Genomic DNA, 20,815 nt, shown 5'->3' with positions numbered 1-20,815 from the left:
GTATGAACGAAAACTCACAAAAATATGCTTCATTTTATGAGCACTTTGCGGAACTTAGAAAAAGGGTTATTTTTTGCTTTCTATTTTTTTGTGTTACCTTCGGGTTTTGTTACTACTTTAAAGAAAATATATACCGCTTTTTACTTGCACCTTTAATAGAAGTTACAAAAGATAGTGATGATTTTTCTCTAATCTATACAGACTTAACAGAAGCGTTTTTTGTATATCTCAGGGTTGCAATAATGAGTGCACTGTTGTTTTCTTTTCCTGTGTTTGCATGGCAATTCTATATGTTTCTAGCACCTGGCTTATATAAAAGAGAAAGGGCGGTGTTATTGCCATACTTAATTGCAACACCGGTTTTGTTTGTAACGGGAGCCGCTGTAGTTTACTACTACATATTTCCCTTAGCCTGGAAATTTTTTATTGCTTTTGAACATAGCGGTAAATCTTTCGGTATACCAATAGAGTTTATGCCATCAGTTAGTGAATATTTAGACCTTGTTCTTCAATTCGCGTTCGCTTTTGGTACTGCATTTCAAATTCCAGTCATACTAACCTTAATGGTGAAAGTAGGGCTAATCACTGCACAAAGTTTGTCAAATAAACGGAGAATTGCGATAGTGGTAATTTTCATTATTGCTGCAATCTTAACTCCACCTGATGTACTAAGCCAAGTAGGGCTTGCAATTCCAATGTTGGTATTATATGAGCTGTCTATTCTGATATGTAGATATATTGAGAAGAAAGCAAAGGATTGAATCAAGAATATTATTTATAAACAAAGAATGAGCACCAGAGCACTTTTTCTTGTTTGAGTGTTTTTGGCACCACAGTATTTTATTAATTTATTGACTTGTTTGCTTAAATATATAATAATTAAAGTATATTATTATTTTGAATAGGAGAATTTTATATGCCAAAATATGAAGAATTAAACGAAACACAACAAAGATTATATGATTGTTTAATTTCTGAAATAGAAAAAGGGAAAGAGGATAAGATTACTGATATTCTCAAAAATTTAGAAAAAGAAGGGGTATTAGAAAAAGCACTTACTATTGCGAGTATAACTAAAGAGTTACGAGATTGTGAAAATCATACTCTAACACCTTTTGCCTATGCTATGGGTTTTAGTAACCAGAAAGTTATTAAAAATATTTTAGATGTAATTAAAGATAAAGCGATATTAGAAGCAGTACTTACTACTGCAAATATAAGTTTGAAGTTCAAAAACGGTGCGGAACATGATATAACACTGCTTGCCCATGCTACAATTCTTTATAATCAGGAAGCTATTAAAAATATTCTAGATGTAGCTGAAAAGAATAATATGTTAGAAAAAGTTTTCGCTAGTGTAAGAAAAGATTATCTTAACGAAACCAGTAAGATTTTAGAAATATTAAAAAATCAAGAACAAGATGAAAAGGAAAAAACTAAAATTAGTGGTTGGCTAGATATACTTAAAAAGAGCATAAGTTCTAGTGATGATGTTCTAACAACACTTAAAAGGGTCGTACCTAATTGGGAAAGTAAAGATAGTAACAGCATAATTGGAGCGATTTTATACTCAATATCAAAAAATCCACAGCACAATGCTGATGTGGTACAAATATTTAAAAGTATTATGCCCGATTGTGAAAGTAATGAACAGTCTTCAATGGCTGAAAGCATCGTTCCTAAAACTGAAGGAAATATAACTGATGAAAGTAGTACATCTGAAATAAGTATTATGTCCGATTGTGAAAGTAATGAACAGTCTTCAATGGCTGAAAGCATCGTTCCTAAAACTGAAGGAAATATAACTGATGAAAGTAGTACATCTGAAATAAGTATTATGTCCGATTGTGAAAGTAATGAACAGTCTTCAATGGCTGAAAGCATCGTTCCTAAAACTGAAGGAAATATAACTGATGAAAGTAGTACATCTGAAATAGAGAGTAGTAAACAAAAAGACAAAGTAAAAACTACTAATAAACCAATAATAATTGGCTGTGTTTATGGTGCTATAGCTGCATTGGCAACTGGTGGTGGATGTTTTGCTGCTGGTGTTGCATTACCGATATTGGCTTTAATTGGTATAGCTATAGCTGCTGCTCTAGTAACAGGACTTGTTGCTGGTGGTATTACATATGTAATTTCAAAGCCTAGTGAGAATCTAGATAGAGTTAATGTAGGACAAGGAGTTGTTGATACAGGGGTAAATATAACAGCGTAGTTAAGTGAAAGGAAGAAGTCTATTCTTCCTTTTTCTCCAAGTTTTTTTATTGATCATATATTCACAGAATTAAGTTCGATAGGTTGCTGTGTAAAAGATTGGGAAGTAGTTTTGTTAGTATTGAAAATTATAGCTCTTTTCCTAATAGTCGGAACATGATAGAACAGGTAAAGTAGTGAGGAGATGTGAATGCCAGCAGCATATAGTTATGATTTAAGGAAAAAAGCATTGGATGTAGGAGAAAGTAGAGCATTTGTAGCCAAGAGGTTCAAAGTTAACATTCTATGAATGGCAAAAAGGTGCAAGAAAATAGGCGATTTTAAATCAAAATGTAGATCCAATAGAGCGTGATTGATATCTTGCTAGTAATAGTGTAACAGCTTTTATTAAGATATTTTTTTACCATACGACAGCAATAACAAATGAGTTTGCTGAAGTTATTACTGAAAGAGTTGTTAGACCAAATATTGCGGAAAATTCTCAAAAAAGCAGGAGTGCGTGAGTTTAAATCACAGCTGCATGAGCATTGTTACTTAATAGCAATCTCCATCAATAAGCTACCTTCATTTGTAATAGTTTAGACTTGATCTGACACTCCTTTAAAACTTGTTTATATTTTTATCTTATACCAATTCCCGTTACACGGGAAACAGATAGACAATAATGGAAGAAAAGCCATAATGAAATAAGTGAAATAGTTTAGGTATAAATGGCACTCAGATCAAAATTATTGGATGAAGAAGTAGTAAAATCAGCAAAAGAGATGCTGAAGAAAGTAAGGAATAATGCATATGTTTCAAAAAAACTAAACGCTGTAATTGCAGCAAAAAAGTACAGTATAACGTCTGTAGCAAAAATATATTGCATTTCAAGAAAGGCACTAACTTCGTGGATAAAACTCTTGAAATTTGGCAGAGAAGAAAAACTGTTTGCTCCTCGATCACGCCGAAGAAAAACTAAATTAAATCAGGCTCAACTACAGCAAATTGAAGCATGGATAGAAGAAAACCCTAATATTACCATTAAAGAAATGAGAATAAGAATACAGGAAAAGTTCGACTTAAATATTAGCAAATCTACAGTACACCGCCATATGCAAAAGATGAAATTTTCATATATTACACCAAGACCAGTACACAACGTACAAGATAAAAGTAAACAAGAGGAATTCAAAAAAAAATCTCAATGAAGTTATTGGAAAGTATCCTGAAAAAGAGCTATTTTTCTTTGATGAATCAAGGTTTGGCACACATTCGAAAGTTGGGCATGGATGGTTTAAAAAAGGTACTAGAACTCGGGTTAAAATAAAGTTAGGTAGGCATAATTTTTATCTCTACAGTGCAGTTAATCCTAAAAATGGAGAGAGTTTTAGCTTATTTGCACCAAATGTTAACACTGATTGCATGAATATATTTCTTGAGCAAATGTTGCAATATCTAGGGACAAGAGAAGCTGTTCTTGTTATGGACTGTGCTAGTTGGCATAAGTCAAAAAATTTAAAGGTACCTAAAAACATTGAGATTATATACCTACCTCCATATTCACCTGAACTTAATCCTGTTGAGAGGCTTTGGTTATATATAAAACAGAACATTTTGCGCAATAAAATATACAGTACTATTGCTTTGCTTGAGAGCACTTTATGCAAATTTCTTACCTCTCTTGCTACTTCTACAATTAAACAACTCTGCTCTGTTTCCTATTTGACTCCACAACAATGAGAATTGGTATTACTTTGTTCGTCTGTCAGATTAAGTCTAAACTATTACACTCTCCGTGGTGGTGAGATCATAGCTGACATTTTACTGAATGCCCCGTCCAGGTTACTTGGCTGTTGTACGTTGCTCCCTTGCTTTCCATGAAGGCCTGCCCTTCGTTTCTGAAGTACTTTATTCAAATCAGCTATATGATCTTCTTTTTTTTCTTGTTGCCCACCTCCTTTATTGCTTGACTTCTTTGCTTCCTGTTCTTTTAACCTCTTCTTCTCAATCTTGTCACGCTCTTCCTTGCTCATGAGGTTTTTTCCTTTTTTTATTTCTGCAAACAAAGCATAAGTTTCGTTATGACCCCCAGGTTTACCTGCAAAAGAATCAGTTTTCTTTAGTGTCTTACTCTTCATCTCTGCAAACATACCAGCATCCGTTGCAGGCCCAGAAGGGAAATTATTCCCTAAAGATGGAGGAGGAGGTTAGTGGTACAATGGGTGTTTCAGCTATTACTGAAAGTGATGATGTAGGAGTATTGCTATGTCCCAAGCTTTCTGTTTCTTTCTGCAATTCACTATATTGTGATTGTTTTCTACCAGGATCAACTCCTTTCTCGCTGTTTATTGCAGAAAGGTGTGAATTGATAAGATATGCAGCTAAGCTCAACATAACCGATGCAGAAACAAAAGCAATAACTGTGAAAAGTACTGGATCACTTAGTGTTACTGAAATCGAAAGATATGTATATATACCAGCTGTAACACTAGATATACATAGCAACAAAGTAGCAATTGAATATTTTAAGGCAGTTGCCTTGCTTATGCCAACTGAAGTATTAACCAAAATGGGAGTATCGATTTTTTGTTCTGTTGGAAGTTGAATAGGATTCTCAGATAGCCCTTTTTCTGATTGAGTACTATTGTTAGTTCCTGAAGGTTTGTTACTATTACCATTATCTTGTTGAGGACTCAAAACTCTAGGTGATACAGGCTTGGGAGTTAATCCTCTATTTGGCTCACTCTGTCTAATATTGCTTCCTTCATCTGCAGTTTCGCTATTTACATTATGTTCTTCTTGTTTTTTCTTAAATAGTGGATTTTCTGCAAAATTAAGAGATGATTGTTGAACAGGACTCTTAGATTGATCTCTTCTTGGCTTATTGCCACTGCTACTTTTTTCTGCAGTAACACTAGGAGATTTTCCATTTTTATTGTTATGCTTACAAGTGTTTTTCCAATGATGGTGTGTTATTATTATTAGTAAGCATTTCTCTTCCTTATTATTAATATAGTACTAATGATAACTAAATTATTAATGATTGTCAAAAATTTATGAGTAAGTTAATACTAAGATAATATATAATGAAAATGAAAGAGAGAGGAGCAGTCTTCTAAGAAGAAATAGAAGCTGTCTTAAACCTCAAGTCATCACTTTGTTACTACAGCACATCATCGATGTTTTGGTATAGAGTAAATGCCTTTTTTCATTTAGTAAATTTCTTAAATATTTCTAGTTAAAAGAGCCTGTCAGTTATTTTTGGCATTTCATTCTTTAATATATTAATAATTATCTTGATTAAACATTAATTACAGTATATTATTTAACTATAATTAATTAATGGATAATGACTATGAATTTAGAACACTTACGACGAGAAGGGTTAGATAACAGATCGTTAGAATTAAAACAAAAGTTAAAACAAGATGTGTGTAAACCAATACTTGGAGTTGGATTATCAGTAGCTGCAACAGTGTTGTTTAACGAAATAAGTAAGGAATTTGGAGAATCATCTGTACCTAGTTTCATAATTGGAGCTGGAGTTGGTGCGTTATCAATGGCTTATGCAAGAAGAGCATCTTCTCATGTTTCTACAAATGTGGAAAATGTTGCCACTGAACAACCAAATATTCTAGGACCGAATACTATTCATGCTTCCACAAATGTGCAAAATGTTGTCATTAAACAACTAAATATTCTAGGACCGTGTACTATTCATACTTCCACAAATGTGCAAAATGTTGTCATTCAACAACTAAATATTCTAGGATCGGATACTATTCGTGCTTCCACAAATATGCAAAATGTTGCCATTGAACAACCAAATATTCAAGTATGGGATACTATACTTGCTGCCTAATTTTTAGAGTCATCAAAATAGCTGACACTCAGCTTTTTGATGACCCTCTTTTAAAATAATTGATATTTTACAGTGTTTTTGGTAAAATAATAGCTTAAGGCTTAGAATAAAAGTTTATGAGTGAAGCACAAGGTCCAAATATTGCAGAATGGCAGGCACAGCAGCAACATCAGGAAGCCGCTAGTGAGAAAAGTGGTTTCGGTCTTGGTCATAGCGACTCTGTTGCAACAATTGTGGATGGAATGAAGTGGATGTTCAACTTTCATGAAGGAGCAATTGCTGCTTATAATAATGTGTTCGAAGGTTTGGTCAGTGGTAGCAGTCTAGTAACGTTATTTGGAAAATCAGGTAATATGTTTGGCATAAAATTTCTTGAAAGCCTTGCTGAATATTTTTCAGGTGGTGGTGGAGAAGATATGCCATCAGAAGGAATGGATATGGATCATGGTGATGGAGGGCCTCATCCAGATGATTATCCCCATGCTAGCAATGAAATGGCTCAAAGTGCTGATGGTTTGCATGATATGCATGATGCAGGTGATCATCATGGCCAATCTTTTTCACCTGGTCCTTCACCATCTGTTGGTGATGATCATGAGCTTGGTTACTAAATAACTAAGAAGATTTTATTGTAATTAGTGAAAAAAGTTTCAGTTTTAGGATCAACAGGAAGCATTGGAAAAAAGACTGTAGATTTGCTCTCAAAGAGAAAGGAAGAATATCAGGTGGAAGCACTAAGTGCCAATTCTAACTTTGCTCTACTAGCACACCAAGCAAAACTGCTTAATGCAAAATATGCTGCCATTTCTGATGAAAGGTTCTACAAAGATTTAAAAGAAGATCTACTTGGTACAAACGTCAAAGTAGAAGTTGGTGCTCCAGGTCTAGCAAATGTTGCTTCTCTACCCGTTGATCTCTCAGTTATTGCAATAGTTGGCATCGCAGGCCTTGAGCCAGTTATAAAGGTTATAGAAAGCGGTACTAAAGTTATTGCTCTAGCAAACAAAGAGAGTATTGTTTGCGGTGGTAAGTTACTACTTAAAAAAGCTAAAGAAAGGAGCGTACAAATAATTCCCATCGACTCTGAACACAACGCAATTTTTCAAGTTTTGCAAAATGATGATAAATGTGTAGAAAAGATTATACTCACTGCCTCTGGTGGACCATTTTTAAATTATAGCCTTGAACAATTAAGAAATATCACAGTAAATCAGGCACTAAGTCACCCTACTTGGAAAATGGGAAAGAAAATCTCAGTTGATAGTGCAACAATGATGAATAAAGCACTAGAAATAATAGAAGCACATCATTTGTTTAATATTAGTCCAAATAGAATTGAAGCAGTAGTGCACCCTGAATCGATAGTACATGGAATTGTCGTTTATCACGATGGATTCAGCTTTGCTGTGCTTGCAGAAACTGATATGGAAATTCCCATTGCATATGCTTTGTCTTGGCCAGAAAGATCAACTTTAAATCATAAATTAGATTTAACAAAGCAAGGAAAATTGACCTTTCAAGAACCAGGTCATAAACGTTTTCCTGCACTAAAGCTAAGCATGGAAGTGTTAAATTCCTCTTCTCCACATACAAATAGTATTGTTTTGAACGCTGCAAATGAGATAGCTGTTAATGAATTCTTGAAATCACGAATCGGCTTTTTAGAAGTAGTAGAGGTAGTAAAATCAACAATAGAAAACTTTGACAAGTACTCTGATATTAACTCACTATCTGACATAATAAGTGTCGATTTTGAAAGCCGTATTATTGCTAACAAAATTATTGAAAATAAAGGTATCCGTTCAGCAGAGTGATAAAATAAGGTAGACGAGAAAAGACAACTATAGTGTTTTCTAAAATAAATGATAGTGCACTAACATACAAACTCGCAGCTTTTAGGGGGTAATCTCGTAATGAAAATTTATCATTCATTTTCGAAACTACTATAAATGGTCAAGTAGCCCCATTTCATACTCCTGTCATCTCAATACCTTGCCTTTTTGTCATCCTAGTAGCTGACAACGTGATCCAGATTTCCATAATGTCATCCTAGTAGCTGACACTGGGATCCAGATTCCATAATGTCATCCCAGTGCTTGACACTGGGATCTAGAAAAATTTACAAAGCTTATGCTAAATTCAATGAGATTAAATGAAAACCAGCATCAAGTGCTGGAATGACACCTTACCTGAACAGATAAATCACTTAGCATGTTCGAAATCAACCTGAGAGAAATTTACATCGTTAAGAACTGTATTTGCTCTATACAGACAACCACACCCTATTGCAAAGAACAGCAATGCAGCTGCAGCAAACGGAACTGGGTTATAAACTGTGAAACATAGACCAACAGCAAGTACTCCAGATAACAAAAAAGCACAAGCATAATTAGTTTGTTTCCTTTTTTGAGCGACTGCTTCTATCTTTAGGAATTCTGGTTCTATTACTTCCTTAACATGTCCTGCAATACAATCTTTTGGATTTTTGTTTTCATAGTTTGTAATATTAGTTTTGATCTTTGGATGTATAAGTAATATTTTTACCATGTCTACATTTCCCAACTTGCAAGCAATGTGTAGAGCTGTATTTTTTTCCTTCTTGCCGGTCTTAATTTCCTCCTCTGCACGAGCATAATTTTGAGGTATAAATCCTTCATTAACAGGTTGTGAATTTTCAAGATATACACAACCCCTTGTACCCTGATCTACTACTTCTTTACCTAAAAAGGTGTACACTGGATAACCATCATGTTCCTTTGGTCTTCTCTCAATAACAGCTTGCTTGCTTTTAATATTTACATCAATTTTTTTATGCTGTACAAGCAACTTAGCCATAAGCTCTAAAGATTGCTGTTCTTCGTTACTACTAGTAACAAAAGCTGAAGCAATGCACATCAAAGGTGTCACCCCATCTTCAAAAGCGTTAACATTCGCTCCTTCTTTCAATGCTTGCTGAAAATGATTCCAAGCTTCCTCAGGTGTTATTCTTTCACCACTAGCATTTTGAAATTCAATAGCTTTAAACAACTTTTTTGTTGCTTCACTTGTACTAAACATTTTAACCCCCTATCACAACAAACTTGATAAAATTATACATAGAAAAAATTAAAATATCAATTATTAAGCTAATGATCCAGAATATACTCCTTCGTTAAAGGAGACTGAGCATTTTCAAAGATTTCTTGAGTACTTCCGAATTCAACAATCTTGCCATTGCAAAAGAAAACTATGCTGTCAGATAATTTTTTAGCTTGCTTCATCGAATGAGTTACCATAATTATGGTGAACCTCAATTTCAATTCTTGTATAAGATTTTCGATTGCATTGGTTGCCATTGGATCAAGAGCAGAGCATGGTTCATCCATTAATAAAATAGTTGGCTTTACTGCAATTGCACGAGCAATGCATAATCTTTGTTGCTGGCCACCAGATAAATTTAGTGCACTATCTTGCAATCTATCTTTCAACTCTTCCCATAAACCAACCTTAGTTAAACTACTCTCTACTATTTCATCTAATTTTTGCTTATTTTTCACCATGCCATGCAATTTAGGCCCATAAGCAACATTATCATATATTGATTTTGGAAAAGGATTGGGTTTTTGAAATACCATACCAACTTTTGCTCTGAGCAATACAACATCCATATCACGTGAATATATATTACCCAGCCCATCGATTACCAGTTCACCAGTCGCTCTACATCCAGGTACGTAATCATTCATACGATTAAAACAACGCAAAAATGTCGATTTACCGCACCCAGAAGGTCCGATAAAAGTTGTGACTTTCTTTTTGCAAATATTCAAATTTATATCGAATAAAACTTGTTTAGAGCCATACCAAAGATTTAAATTTTTAACGAAAGCGTATTTATCGTTCATACTAAATCCTGCATTGAATAAAGTCCTGGTATTTCCTGTTTATTCTCGCACAACCATATTGCTGCTTGAACCGCCCCTCTAGCAAACGTTGTGCGATCAATTGCTTTGTGATTTAATTCTACTCGTTCATCGGAATTGACAAACATGACACTGTGATCTCCTATTACTCCACCTCCACGAGATACTGCAAAGCCTATTCCTCCTTTCCCTCTTATATTTGAATTATTATGTGAATATTGATTGAGCTCAAAATCCACTTTTGCAGCGTTAGCAACTGCTTTACCAAACTCTATAGCTGTTCCAGATGGTGAATCCTTTTTTAAATTGTGATGCATTTCCCAAATTTCAACGTCATACTCATTACCTAAAAGCTTGGCAGCTTCTTTTACCAATTTCAGCAACACATTAACTCCTATACTCATATTTGCTGACCATAATATTGGAACTTTAGCAGCATAGTCTTTTAAATTTAGACCTTCTATTCCAGTTGTGCCACTAACTAGCGGCTTTTTAAATTTTACAGCTGCCTTAAGACAGTCTAGCATACATTCTTTAGTTGTAAAATCTATTACAACATCGGACGATTCAAATACCTCACTAATAGAACTTGTAACTTTGATTTCTAAATTGCAATTATTGCCTACAATAGGCCCAATATCTAAGCCTATATACTCACTGCCCAAGCGAGCAACAGCACCTGCTATTTCCACTTTGGTATTCGTAATTAATTCATTGAGTATTTTCTTACCCATTCTGCCTAAGCAGCCTATTACTCCAACTTTGATTTTCATAAAGCTTTTTCCACTATGTTAGGCTTTTTTTGAAGCTTTGTCATCTTTATAAGCTTAGCATATTTAGCCTTACACTGATAAAACTATAGCTATACATCGATGAATCTATTGAAAATTGATACGAGGAAGATACAAATTGTAATTAGTCAATTTTCTCCTATGGAGAAAACTTATAAAGAAAAAAGAGCACCAAAGGAGGTGCTCTTTTGTGAAATTAACTAGCAAGAACGATTATTACTAGCAAACTATAATGCACCCCATAAACTAGACCAAAAAAAAATGGTTGATCCGAGTAGGAAGGTAAAGGGGTAAAAGTATGGCAACAAAAAAATATGAACCAGAGTTAAAAGCAAAGATAGCTTTGGAAGCAATAAAAAATCAAAAAAGCACAGCTGAGATATGTAGTGAATATAAAATACCATCAACAAATCTATATGATTGGCGTGATAGAGTATTGGCAAGGTTAAAAGACCTATTTGTTGAAGAAAGTGAAAGTGCGAGAAAACAAAGAATCTTAGCGCAAGAAATAGAAAGTTTACATAAAGTAATAGGAGAATTGACAGTGGAAAATAGCTATTTGAAAAAAAAATTACTGAAATAAGCAAAAAAGATAGAGTAAGGTTTATAGAAAAAGATTCTGATCTGTCAATTAGGAAACAGGCTGATTTATTGGGGATTTGCAGATCTAGCCTATATTATAGGCCTATAATTAATAACGAAAGTGAAGTAGCAAATTTGATTCAAGAAGTATATTTGGCTTCTGATTGCCGTTATGGATATCGTAAAATTACTGCTGAAATCATAGCGAGTGGAGTAGTAGTCAATCACAAAAAAATCTTAAGAATTATGAAAAAAATGAAGATTAGTGGGCTGTATTGTAGAAAAAGATGTAATACAAGTATTAAAGAAAAAAAGCATAAAATATATCCTTATTTACTCAAAGATTTGATTATTTGTAGAGTTAATCAGGTATGGGCTACTGATATAACATATATTATGGTAGAAGGTAAGTTTATCTATTTTGTGGCAATAATGGACTTGTATAGTCGCTATATTATTGCTCATTCATTATCACCATATCTCGATGCTGGATTTTGCCTTTATACTCTCAAAGAAGCTCTAAAACAAGGTAAACCTGAGATTTTTAATAGTGATCAGGGGGTGCAGTTTACTAGCTACAACTTTATTATGGAATTAGAGCGTGCTAATATTAAAATCAGTATGGACCATAAAGGACGTTGCTTCGACAATATATTTGTTGAGCGCTTATGGAGAACTTTAAAGCAAGAAGCTATATATTATTATAGACCAAATAGTATCAGAGATTTAAATCTTATAATAAATGATTTTGTTGCTTGGTATAACTATAGAAGGCGACATCAGACTCTACATTATAAAGTTCCTGCTGATCTTTATTATCATAAACAGTAAATGAATATATTGATAAATACTTTAAATGTGTGTCGACGTATTTATCAACATATTCATTTTAAAAATCGGATCACTTTGAAAAAAATGGTCTAGACAAATGGGTGCATTATACTTGTATGCGTTTTACAATATGAGGAGTAACTAAATACCCTCCAATATCATTGTCATCTCCACTTAGGGTTTTGTGTGATAACCTGTTTTCCATTCCTTTGCGAATATAATCAGAAAAATATTTATCACCTGTATTAAAATCTGTGCTAATCTCTGGGCGTTGAGCTGAAGTTTCAATAAAATCTAAGCGCTCTTTGCAATTATCAATATTACTATTTATCTTGCATAGCTGCTCAGGCCCTTTGCTTTCGATTTCTTTTAGTTTGCGATCATTTATTAATTTAAATTGCTCCCATGATGAAGCGAGTTCATTAACACGGTGAGCGATATCAGTAAGTGACATAATAGCCTCCTTTAAAAATAAAATTAGAATAGTTATTGTAATTTGAAGGTAATCTTTATCAGTAATCTCAGTACCTTTTTGTTGTCATGCAACCTGCATTCAGAAAAAAGACCGGTGAATGGCAGCTTAGTATAACTCAAACGCTTGTTTACAATATGGATCCCAGTGCTGGGAGGCGCCCCCTCATGGTAAACAACGTTCATACAACTGTGACCGTATAATGCTCGTACCTGCCATTCACCGGTCTTTTTTCTGGATTCTAGCATTGGCTTCATGGTAGATACAAATGAACGTAAGCTGCTTGGTAACGGGAGAAAAATGATAATGATTACTTGTTGAAGTAAAAAAAGCAGTGTAGCATTACACCACGCTAAGTATTATACTTAATTGTCAGTACCATACAGCATCCATTTTTTTGTGTCAAGCACTTTTTTTCACTGAGTATCTATTCAGGAGAATGTGCAAATAAAGTACGTAGCCGTATAAAGCTGGGATCCATTTTTCTATCATCACCAGAAACGTTGATTACTTTTATACCTGTAAATTTAACTGGATCCCAGTTTCAGGGCACTGGGATGACAGAAGAAAAAGGCCTGTATCGGCTACTTCGATGACACTCACAGCCCTGTCATTCCAGTGCGTGACGCTGGAATCCAGAAAAAAAAAGAAAAATGGTCAAGCACTGGGATGACACCCATTTAGTTATCTTTTCTCGTCTACCTTGTTTTGCCACCCTGCTGAACGGATACATACCGTTTGTTGCTTTTACCCTATGCTACCTTATCTGCCCTGCTTCAATCAATAAAAGATTTCAATATTAATTCTGCACTACTTGCGGGATCACCACTTTTTATGATTGGTCTACCAATTACGACATAATCAGCTCCTGAATTTATTGCTTCTTTTGGTGTTGCTGTCCTTTTTTGATCATCATGACCTCGATTCATACGGATTCCTGGAGTAATAATTTTAAAGTCTTTACCACATTCTTGGTGCACCTCTTGAGCCTCTAGTGCAGAGCAAACTATTCCATGTAGACCAATCTTTTTTGCAAGCTTTGCCAGCAAAATTACCTGTGATTTTGTTTCTCTTGCCACTCCAAGCTCACTTAGATCTTTATTACTCATGCTAGTTAATACTGTTACTCCAATTAGCTTTATTTTAGTGCCTTGCACTATACTTAGCGCTTCTTGAAGCATTTTTGTTCCACCACTGATATGCAATGTTAGCATTTCAACATCTAGAATCTTGATTGCTTCAATCGTTCTAGCAACAGTGTTTGGAATATCATGCAATTTCAGATCTAAAAAAATTGGTATATTGCATTTTGCAACTTCTCTCACTCCAGAAGGGCCATGTGCAGCAAAAAATTCTAACCCAAGCTTTACCATGCCAACCTTATCACGCAGAGCATTAGCTAAAGATATAGCTTTATTCAAATCTTGTGTATCCAGTGCGCATATTATTGGGTTCATTATCTTGTATAATTTTTTTTATAATAAGAGTAATTGTTGCATTTTACAATCCATATTCAGGGATTGGTCCACTTGCAATGCTTTGTACAGACACTGAACCCGATAATCTGGTCGGAGTGGGTGAACGACTGGCATATCCAAGATCTTCCTGTAAAGAATCAGACGTTTCCTCCGATGTTTTGGAACCGTTAACTGGAGTGAATTGTGCAAGTTCCCCTAATATAAATTTTATTTTCTGAGTCTCCCCTAATATTATTTTTTTGCTATAATCTTTAATTGTTTCATTTTCTCTTATCGATTCTTCTATCTTATCTATCACATATTGAAGTTGTTTTATTTGACTGTCTCGCTCTAAAAGTGAATTTCTTAAATTTTTCACTTCGTTATTACAATCTTGTCTTATTCTGTCTAACTCAAAAGACTGATTTTTAATTAAACCATCTGCTTTATCTAGCTCTTCAAATTTCCTTTTTAACTCTTGAGATAAGTTTTTATTTTTTTGATTAATTTCTTTAAATTTACATTGTAATTCACCTAATTCTACACAAAGTTCTTCTTGCCTTTTATATAATTCTTCTTTTTGTGTATATAGCATATGTTTCTCTTTACGTAATTTATCTATTTCCTTAGATAACTCCTCGTTTTCTTTGGATAATTTTTCTATTTCCTTATGCAATTCTTCATATTTATCATTATCTATTTTTCTTTTCAATTCCGTTATGCACTTTTCCCCCTCAGCTAGATTAGCTTCTTTTTCCTGTAACTGTTTACACAAATACGAGATTTTATGGAGTAGTTCTTTTTCTTGTGCAGCAAGCTCATCTTTCTCCTTTGTTACTTTTTCTAATTCGTCTGTTATTCCAATTATACGGTTCATTTTTGCTTCTAATACCAATTCTCATTGTTGTGGAGTCAAATAGGAAACAGAGCAGAGTTGTTTAATTGTAGAAGTAGCAAGAGAGGTAAGAAATTTGCATAAAGTGCTCTCAAGCAAAGCAATAGTACTGTATATTTTATTGCGCAAAATGTTCTGTTTTATATATAACCAAAGCCTCTCAACAGGATTAAGTTCAGGTGAATATGGAGGTAGGTATATAATCTCAATGTTTTTAGGTACCTTTAAATTTTTTGACTTATGCCAACTAGCACAGTCCATAACAAGAACAGCTTCTCTTGTCCCTAGATATTGCAACATTTGCTCAAGAAATATATTCATGCAATCAGTGTTAACATTTGGTGCAAATAAGCTAAAACTCTCTCCATTTTTAGGATTAACTGCACTGTAGAGATAAAAATTATGCCTACCTAACTTTATTTTAACCCGAGTTCTAGTACCTTTTTTAAACCATCCATGCCCAACTTTCGAATGTGTGCCAAACCTTGATTCATCAAAGAAAAATAGCTCTTTTTCAGGATACTTTCCAATAACTTCATTGAGATTTTTTTTTGAATTCCTCTTGTTTACTTTTATCTTGTACGTTGTGTACTGGTCTTGGTGTAATATATGAAAATTTCATCTTTTGCATATGGCGGTGTACTGTAGATTTGCTAATATTTAAGTCGAACTTTTCCTGTATTCTTATTCTCATTTCTTTAATGGTAATATTAGGGTTTTCTTCTATCCATGCTTCAATTTGCTGTAGTTGAGCCTGATTTAATTTAGTTTTTCTTCGGCGTGATCGAGGAGCAAACAGTTTTTCTTCTCTGCCAAATTTCAAGAGTTTTATCCACGAAGTTAGTGCCTTTCTTGAAATGCAATATATTTTTGCTACAGACGTTATACTGTACTTTTTTGCTGCAATTACAGCGTTTAGTTTTTTTGAAACATATGCATTATTCCTTACTTTCTTCAGCATCTCTTTTGCTGATTTTACTACTTCTTCATCCAATAATTTTGATCTGAGTGCCATTTATACCTAAACTATTTCACTTATTTCATTATGGCTTTTCTTCCATTATTGTCTATCTGTTTCCCGTGTAACGGGAATTGGTATAACCAAGCGAAAGAACGCTCGACAACCCATCTCTTTGGCAGTACAGCAAAAGAATGTAACTCAGTGCGCTTTAATGTGTAATAGTTTAGACTTGATCTGACAGATTAACAAAGTAAGATAAAAATATAAATAAATTTTAAAGGAGTGTCAGATATGAGTAAAACACAAGAAAAAATACTAAAACCAAAGTTGGGGTTGCTAGAACTTGTAAAGCAATTAGGAAATGTATCACAGGCGTGTAGAGTAATGAAGGGATACATTTTACCGCTTCAAAGAGCTGTATGAAACAGGAGGGGAAAAAGCATTATACGAGATAAACAAAAGCAAACCATTACTTGCCAATAGAGTACCAAAGGATACAGAAGAAGCAGTAGTTAGTAGAGTTTCCAGCATATGGACAAGAAAGAGCAGCTAATGAATTAAAGAAAAAAGGAATTCTAATATCTGCTAGCGGCATAAGGTCAATATGGCAAACTCGAAAATTTTAAAAAGAGATTGAAAGCCCTGGAAGCAAAGGTGGTCCAAGACGGTATAATTTTAACAGAGGAGCAAGTTGCTGCTTTAGAAAAAACTAAGGAACAAAAAGAAGCCAATGGCGAAATTGAGACACAACACCCTGGATACTTAGGTAGTCAAGATACCTATTATGTAGGCAATATCAAAGGTATTGTATCAACAAACTTTTATTGACACCTACTCTAGAGTGGCTTTCGCTAAGCTTTATACGGAGAAAACTGCTATCACAGCTGCAGATCTTCTCAATATACCATTTTTTGATGAACAGAAAGTTCCATTGCTACGCATTTTAACTGATAGGGGTACAGAGTATTGTGGCAAACCAGGGAATCATGCGTACCAGTTATATTTGGGAGTAGAAAATATTGATCATTCTAGAACCAAAGCTTATTCTCCACAGACTAATGGTATATGTGAAAGGTTTCATAGAACTATGCAAGATGAATGTTACAATATTATCTTCAGGAAAAAGATTTATAGTACTTTGGAGGAGCTTCAGTTAGATTGGCTGCATTCTTACAACAGAACTAGACCTCATTCCGGTAAGTACTGCTATGCAGACCTTTTTTGATAGTATGCATATTGCTTACCAAAAAAATGTGGAAGACCAACACTTAAAGCTGCAACTGGAGCTAAAAAACCAATGTAAGGAGCTACAGCAAATACTCCTGATGCCAATAAAGCTGCAGTGGCCAAAGTACCACTCACAAGATAAGGTGCATTAGCTTTATTAAATATACTTTTTATTATATACCTCTCTATAGTTAATTTACTATTTTAATAATAATATAAATAAAAATAGAATGCAATATTTTAAATTAATTAATAAACTAGACCTGCAAATTTAAAGAAAAACAGTTTCCATGATCTTTGGTTTTTATTGCTGTCAATGGTTATATTATTTGGGTTTTTACTAACGTACATTAAAGAGTTAATACTAATTCATTTGGAAATAATAGAAAAACTTATGATTATTTTATAATTTATTATAAATATATATTGATAAGTTATTTAGTTTTATGTATTATTAGAATATTAACATTGTATTTTAAGGGTAAAAACATGTTACATCCATCTACACAAATATTCACAAAATTTGATGAAAATTCAAAAAAGAGAAATATAGAAGGGCTAGAAAAGACTTACTTTGGGAGTCTGCTGTCAATTGAATTAAATAGCAAAACCTCTAAAATTGCGAAGGACATTAAAGAAAAAATAGAAAGTTTGTTGAGTAGCAATGAAGATGAAGTAAAGAATACAGTAAAAATAGGTGAAAGAGAAATTGGTGTAACTTTAACGAAGAAGGAAGAAGGTATATACAGTATTAAATTTGATGAAAGTGATCCTTCTTCGGTAGATATTAAAGATACGAAAGATTACACTGCCGAGGATCTACTTACTTTGTGCGCACAGCATGAGTTAATAATCAGCAGAGATAAGAAAGATAATCACCATTATAGTGTAACAATCAAAGGTAAAGAAAAAAGTGCAACAGTAGGTGGGCCTGGTAAAATTGTAATATTTCCACAACATTTATCTTACATCAAAGAAACAATAGAGCACTTGAAAGAAGGTAAGATTCCAACGAAAGAGTTTGCACTTGCAACAGGAACTGGAAAAACATTCATAGAACTACTTGTTGAATATTTGCCTGCTAGGCTAATGGGTGTACTTTATATATCCCTAGCACCTAATGAAGATCTTGTAACGCAGAAACGCGATGATTGGAAAAAAGTATTATCTGATTCCGATATTGAAGATATTGAGTTGAAAGAGATAAGCGGTAATAAAGGGTGCTCTATATTGAGTAGCGAAAGTTTGATGAAAAATTGGAGTCAATTTTTAGAGGCAATAGGTCTTCGACAGCTTCCTAATATTATAAAAGTTCTCAACATTGGAGATAAAGAATTTAAAATAAAAAATGGGAAAATAAATATAGATGGCAAAGATTTTTTAATTCTTACAGATAAAATTCAATTTGGAGATAAGGAATATAAAATTCAAGATGGTAAAGTTGCAATTGATGATCAAGAATTTGAGCTAAATATTGAAAAATCTATATCTCTATCCTTTGATGAGGAGCACCGAGTGGCAGAGCAGGAGTTGTATAAACACCGTATGGGAATCTTATCTGCACTTGTGCCTACGCTGTTTTTAAGTGCAACGCCTTCAATAAGCACTCATAGATATATTAGAGAAAATGATGGTTTACTTAAAACTCTTTCTTTGACAGATAAAATGAAGTCAGGTGTATATGGAGCTTTAAATCTACAAGTTCATACAAAAGTAAAAAGTAAGGATCTAGCAAAAGAATACTCTAATGGCGTTGAAGAGTATGTAGATTTTAAGCCGGAAGAAAACGACAAATATAGCAATGCAAATTTAACAGACGATGAGTTAAAAAAAGAAGTAGAGAATTATCTGTATAGAAATGTTCAAAGCGTAATTGGTGAACCAGCATTGATTTTAGCTGAGTCAAATAAGCAGATAGATAATCTAAAAAAAATATTGAAATATGGTAGAAACGAAACCTTACCGAACCCTGCTGGATCAAAGGTTCTTGATTTCTTAGAGCGAATGTTCGAACCCAAACCAGAATATAAGTTAATAACTCAATCAAAAAAGTTTGCTCTTATAACGGAGCAAGTTGCTAAGCGGTTCAATATTACAAAGGAAAAAGCATCTAAAATTGTAAAAGAATGTTATGACTTTAGTGGTATTGCTGATTATTCTGCATTTCGCGTAATGCATGGAATAATTGAGAATACACTTTCATGCTTAACGGGTCTAAACAGACACGAGCTTGATGAAAAGAGGTGTACAGATTTGAAAGGCTTAGTAGAAGAAGTTAAAGCAGCATTAGACAATAATTATGATTTAGAAACATACGTTAAAGACCAAGGTGTTCAAAGCGATAAATTGAAGAAAGAGCTTGTTCAGCATATGAAATGTGTAATTGATGCTCTAAAAGAAAATAAAGACTCTGATTTGTTTATAAGATTGATAAGAAACTGGAACCAAGATAAAAAACTTCACCTCTTGATGCCATCTAATACCAATTCCCGTTACACGGGAAACAGATAGACAATAATGGAAGAAAAGCCATAATGAAATAAGTGAAATAGTTTAGGTATAAATGGCACTCAGATCAAAATTATTGGATGAAGAAGTAGTAAAATCAGCAAAAGAGATGCTGAAGAAAGTAAGGAATAATGCATATGTTTCAAAAAAACTAAACGCTGTAATTGCAGCAAAAAAGTACAGTATAACGTCTGTAGCAAAAATATATTGCATTTCAAGAAAGGCACTAACTTCGTGGATAAAACTCTTGAAATTTGGCAGAGAAGAAAAACTGTTTGCTTCTCGATCACGCCGAAGAAAAACTAAATTAAATCAGGCTCAACTACAGCAAATTGAAGCATGGATAGAAGAAAACCCTAATATTACCATTAAAGAAATGAGAATAAGAATACAGGAAAAGTTCGACTTAAATATTAGCAAATCTACAGTACACCGCCATATGCAAAAGATGAAATTTTCATATATTACACCAAGACCAGTACACAACGTACAAGATAAAAGTAAACAAGAGGAATTCAAAAAAAAATCTCAATGAAGTTATTGGAAAGTATCCTGAAAAAGAGCTATTTTTCTTTGATGAATCAAGGTTTGGCACACATTCGAAAGTTGGGCATGGATGGTTTAAAAAAGGTACTAGAACTCGGGTTAAAATAAAGTTAGGTAGGCATAATTTTTATCTCTACAGTGCAGTTAATCCTAAAAATGGAGAGAGTTTTAGCTTATTTGCACCAAATGTTAACACTGATTGCATGAATATATTTCTTGAGCAAATGTTGCAATATCTAGGGACAAGAGAAGCTGTTCTTGTTATGGACTGTGCTAGTTGGCATAAGTCAAAAAATTTAAAGGTACCTAAAAACATTGAGATTATATACCTACCTCCATATTCACCTGAACTTAATCCTGTTGAGAGGCTTTGGTTATATATAAAACAGAACATTTTGCGCAATAAAATATACAGTACTATTGCTTTGCTTGAGAGCACTTTATGCAAATTTCTTACCTCTCTTGCTACTTCTACAATTAAACAACTCTGCTCTGTTTCCTATTTGACTCCACAACAATGAGAATTGGTATTAGGTGATCATCGAATCTATTGTGGTATAATGCACCCATTTGTCTAGACCA

Annotated in this window: 19 protein-coding genes and 3 pseudogenes; 13 read left to right on the top strand and 9 right to left on the bottom strand. The window is 33.7% G+C overall.

What is annotated here, in order from left to right:
- The first annotated feature begins 2 nt into the window (after positions 1 to 2).
- The 4 genes and pseudogenes from tatC to OOK99_RS03725 all read left to right on the top strand — a co-directional run bounded on the left by tatC (position 3) and on the right by OOK99_RS03725 (position 3,939).
- Positions 3 to 761, top strand: coding sequence for a twin-arginine translocase subunit TatC (gene tatC, locus OOK99_RS03740; protein ID WP_264719420.1), 759 nt, complete (start codon positions 3 to 5; stop codon positions 759 to 761).
- A gap of 155 nt (positions 762 to 916) precedes the next feature.
- Positions 917 to 2,218 carry a magnesium transporter gene (locus OOK99_RS03735; RefSeq protein WP_264719419.1) on the top strand — a complete coding sequence of 434 codons (1,302 nt, stop codon included), beginning with the start codon at positions 917 to 919 and terminating at the stop codon, positions 2,216 to 2,218.
- A 189-nt stretch (positions 2,219 to 2,407) separates the two neighbouring features.
- Positions 2,408 to 2,560 (top strand): annotated as a pseudogene (locus OOK99_RS07065) (IS630-like element ISWpi11 family transposase); the annotation flags it as partial.
- A 367-nt stretch (positions 2,561 to 2,927) separates the two neighbouring features.
- Positions 2,928 to 3,939, top strand: a protein-coding gene (locus OOK99_RS03725) for an IS630 family transposase (protein WP_264719384.1) whose coding sequence is annotated in 2 segments (ribosomal slippage) — positions 2,928 to 3,389 and positions 3,391 to 3,939 — 1,011 coding nt in all. Because the reading frame shifts where the segments join, the coding sequence is not laid out codon by codon here.
- Positions 3,940 to 3,983: 44 nt separating this feature from the next.
- On the opposite strand, the gene OOK99_RS03720 is transcribed toward OOK99_RS03725, so the two are convergent.
- Positions 3,984 to 4,337 carry a hypothetical protein gene (locus OOK99_RS03720; RefSeq protein ID WP_264719418.1) on the bottom strand — a complete coding sequence of 118 codons (354 nt, stop codon included), beginning with the start codon at positions 4,335 to 4,337 and terminating at the stop codon, positions 3,984 to 3,986.
- Between the two features lie 23 nt (positions 4,338 to 4,360).
- On the opposite strand from OOK99_RS03720, the gene OOK99_RS03715 reads away from it, so the two are divergent.
- From OOK99_RS03715 to dxr, 4 genes are all read left to right on the top strand, one after another.
- A complete protein-coding gene (locus OOK99_RS03715; protein WP_264719417.1) occupies positions 4,361 to 4,804 on the top strand; it encodes a hypothetical protein in 444 nt (147 codons plus the stop codon).
- 750 nt (positions 4,805 to 5,554) lie between these two features.
- Positions 5,555 to 6,061: a hypothetical protein gene (locus tag OOK99_RS03710; protein ID WP_264719416.1), complete on the top strand. Its 507-nt coding sequence runs from the start codon at positions 5,555 to 5,557 to the stop codon at positions 6,059 to 6,061.
- Between the two features lie 116 nt (positions 6,062 to 6,177).
- Entirely contained in the window at positions 6,178 to 6,672 is a 495-nt protein-coding gene (locus tag OOK99_RS03705; RefSeq protein ID WP_264719415.1) for a hypothetical protein, read from the top strand.
- A gap of 27 nt (positions 6,673 to 6,699) precedes the next feature.
- Positions 6,700 to 7,875 carry a 1-deoxy-D-xylulose-5-phosphate reductoisomerase gene (gene dxr, locus OOK99_RS03700; protein WP_264719414.1) on the top strand — a complete coding sequence of 392 codons (1,176 nt, stop codon included), beginning with the start codon at positions 6,700 to 6,702 and terminating at the stop codon, positions 7,873 to 7,875.
- Between the two features lie 388 nt (positions 7,876 to 8,263).
- Here dxr and OOK99_RS03695 read toward each other — a convergent pair whose 3' ends face one another.
- The 3 genes from OOK99_RS03695 to dapB all read right to left on the bottom strand — a co-directional run bounded on the left by OOK99_RS03695 (position 8,264) and on the right by dapB (position 10,736).
- Positions 8,264 to 9,118, bottom strand: coding sequence for an ankyrin repeat domain-containing protein (locus tag OOK99_RS03695; protein ID WP_264719413.1), 855 nt, complete (start codon positions 9,116 to 9,118; stop codon positions 8,264 to 8,266).
- Positions 9,119 to 9,186: 68 nt separating this feature from the next.
- On the bottom strand, positions 9,187 to 9,945 hold the full coding sequence (gene pstB, locus OOK99_RS03690; protein WP_019236313.1) for a phosphate ABC transporter ATP-binding protein PstB: 759 nt from the start codon (positions 9,943 to 9,945) through the stop codon (positions 9,187 to 9,189).
- Positions 9,942 to 10,736: a 4-hydroxy-tetrahydrodipicolinate reductase gene (gene dapB, locus OOK99_RS03685; RefSeq protein WP_264719411.1), complete on the bottom strand. Its 795-nt coding sequence runs from the start codon at positions 10,734 to 10,736 to the stop codon at positions 9,942 to 9,944. The genes pstB and dapB overlap by 4 nt, the downstream gene beginning before the upstream one ends.
- A 316-nt stretch (positions 10,737 to 11,052) precedes the next feature.
- Between dapB and OOK99_RS03680 the strand changes: the two genes are divergently transcribed.
- Positions 11,053 to 12,167, top strand: a protein-coding gene (locus OOK99_RS03680; protein ID WP_214303219.1) for an IS3-like element ISWpi17 family transposase whose coding sequence is annotated in 2 segments (ribosomal slippage) — positions 11,053 to 11,326 and positions 11,326 to 12,167 — 1,116 coding nt in all. Because the reading frame shifts where the segments join, the coding sequence is not laid out codon by codon here.
- Positions 12,168 to 12,282: 115 nt separating this feature from the next.
- On the opposite strand, the pseudogene OOK99_RS03675 reads toward OOK99_RS03680, so the two are convergent.
- The 4 genes and pseudogenes from OOK99_RS03675 to OOK99_RS03660 all read right to left on the bottom strand — a co-directional run.
- A pseudogene (locus OOK99_RS03675) lies at positions 12,283 to 12,621 on the bottom strand (phage major capsid protein); the annotation flags it as partial.
- Between the two features lie 794 nt (positions 12,622 to 13,415).
- Complete coding sequence (pyrF, locus tag OOK99_RS03670) at positions 13,416 to 14,096, bottom strand: orotidine-5'-phosphate decarboxylase (protein WP_264336731.1); 681 nt, start codon at positions 14,094 to 14,096, stop codon at positions 13,416 to 13,418.
- A 43-nt stretch (positions 14,097 to 14,139) separates the two neighbouring features.
- Positions 14,140 to 14,973, bottom strand: coding sequence for a hypothetical protein (locus tag OOK99_RS03665; RefSeq protein ID WP_264719409.1), 834 nt, complete (start codon positions 14,971 to 14,973; stop codon positions 14,140 to 14,142).
- A 21-nt stretch (positions 14,974 to 14,994) separates the two neighbouring features.
- Positions 14,995 to 16,006 (bottom strand): IS630 family transposase gene (locus OOK99_RS03660; protein WP_264719384.1). Its coding sequence is split into 2 segments (ribosomal slippage): positions 14,995 to 15,543 and positions 15,545 to 16,006, totalling 1,011 coding nucleotides; the frame shifts between segments, so codons are not numbered across the junction.
- 30 nt (positions 16,007 to 16,036) lie between these two features.
- Between OOK99_RS03660 and OOK99_RS03655 the strand changes: the two genes are divergently transcribed.
- Entirely contained in the window at positions 16,037 to 16,171 is a 135-nt protein-coding gene (locus tag OOK99_RS03655; RefSeq protein ID WP_264719408.1) for a hypothetical protein, read from the top strand.
- A gap of 72 nt (positions 16,172 to 16,243) precedes the next feature.
- Positions 16,244 to 17,159, top strand: a pseudogene (locus OOK99_RS03650) (IS481 family transposase); the annotation flags it as partial.
- Here the strand turns inward: OOK99_RS03650 and OOK99_RS07150 are convergent.
- Positions 17,159 to 17,314 carry a hypothetical protein gene (locus OOK99_RS07150; RefSeq protein ID WP_458694686.1) on the bottom strand — a complete coding sequence of 52 codons (156 nt, stop codon included), beginning with the start codon at positions 17,312 to 17,314 and terminating at the stop codon, positions 17,159 to 17,161. The pseudogene OOK99_RS03650 and the gene OOK99_RS07150 sit on opposite strands and share 1 nt — an antisense overlap.
- A 354-nt stretch (positions 17,315 to 17,668) precedes the next feature.
- On the opposite strand from OOK99_RS07150, the gene OOK99_RS03645 reads away from it, so the two are divergent.
- Both OOK99_RS03645 and OOK99_RS03640 read left to right on the top strand, forming a co-directional pair.
- Positions 17,669 to 19,690 (top strand): DEAD/DEAH box helicase family protein, encoded by a 2,022-nt coding sequence (locus OOK99_RS03645; RefSeq protein WP_264719405.1) that lies wholly within the window; start codon positions 17,669 to 17,671, stop codon positions 19,688 to 19,690.
- A gap of 52 nt (positions 19,691 to 19,742) precedes the next feature.
- A protein-coding gene (locus OOK99_RS03640) for an IS630 family transposase (protein ID WP_264719402.1) occupies positions 19,743 to 20,754 on the top strand; the annotation gives its coding sequence in 2 pieces (ribosomal slippage) (positions 19,743 to 20,204 and positions 20,206 to 20,754; 1,011 coding nt in all).
- Positions 20,755 to 20,815 lie beyond the last annotated feature (61 nt).

This window comes from Wolbachia endosymbiont (group B) of Eucosma cana (genome assembly GCF_947250645.1).
GTDB lineage: Bacteria > Pseudomonadota > Alphaproteobacteria > Rickettsiales > Anaplasmataceae > Wolbachia.
The sequence above is the reverse complement of the archived record's forward strand: the minus strand, read 5'-3'. Positions and strand labels throughout refer to the sequence as shown.

Excerpts from the sequence above, each read along its gene's own strand:
- tatC (WP_264719420.1), top strand. The coding sequence starts at position 3 with ATGAACGAAAACTCACAAAAATATGCTTCATTTTATGAGCACTTTGCG.
- OOK99_RS03735 (WP_264719419.1), top strand. The coding sequence starts at position 917 with ATGCCAAAATATGAAGAATTAAACGAAACACAACAAAGATTATATGAT.
- OOK99_RS03720 (WP_264719418.1), bottom strand. The coding sequence starts at position 4,337 with ATGAAGAGTAAGACACTAAAGAAAACTGATTCTTTTGCAGGTAAACCT.
- OOK99_RS03710 (WP_264719416.1), top strand. The coding sequence starts at position 5,555 with ATGAATTTAGAACACTTACGACGAGAAGGGTTAGATAACAGATCGTTA.
- OOK99_RS03705 (WP_264719415.1), top strand. The coding sequence starts at position 6,178 with ATGAGTGAAGCACAAGGTCCAAATATTGCAGAATGGCAGGCACAGCAG.
- OOK99_RS03695 (WP_264719413.1), bottom strand. The coding sequence starts at position 9,118 with ATGTTTAGTACAAGTGAAGCAACAAAAAAGTTGTTTAAAGCTATTGAA.
- pstB (WP_019236313.1), bottom strand. The coding sequence starts at position 9,945 with ATGAACGATAAATACGCTTTCGTTAAAAATTTAAATCTTTGGTATGGC.
- dapB (WP_264719411.1), bottom strand. The coding sequence starts at position 10,736 with ATGAAAATCAAAGTTGGAGTAATAGGCTGCTTAGGCAGAATGGGTAAG.
- pyrF (WP_264336731.1), bottom strand. The coding sequence starts at position 14,096 with ATGAACCCAATAATATGCGCACTGGATACACAAGATTTGAATAAAGCT.
- OOK99_RS03665 (WP_264719409.1), bottom strand. The coding sequence starts at position 14,973 with ATGAACCGTATAATTGGAATAACAGACGAATTAGAAAAAGTAACAAAG.
- OOK99_RS03655 (WP_264719408.1), top strand. The coding sequence starts at position 16,037 with ATGGCTTTTCTTCCATTATTGTCTATCTGTTTCCCGTGTAACGGGAAT.
- OOK99_RS03645 (WP_264719405.1), top strand. The coding sequence starts at position 17,669 with ATGTTACATCCATCTACACAAATATTCACAAAATTTGATGAAAATTCA.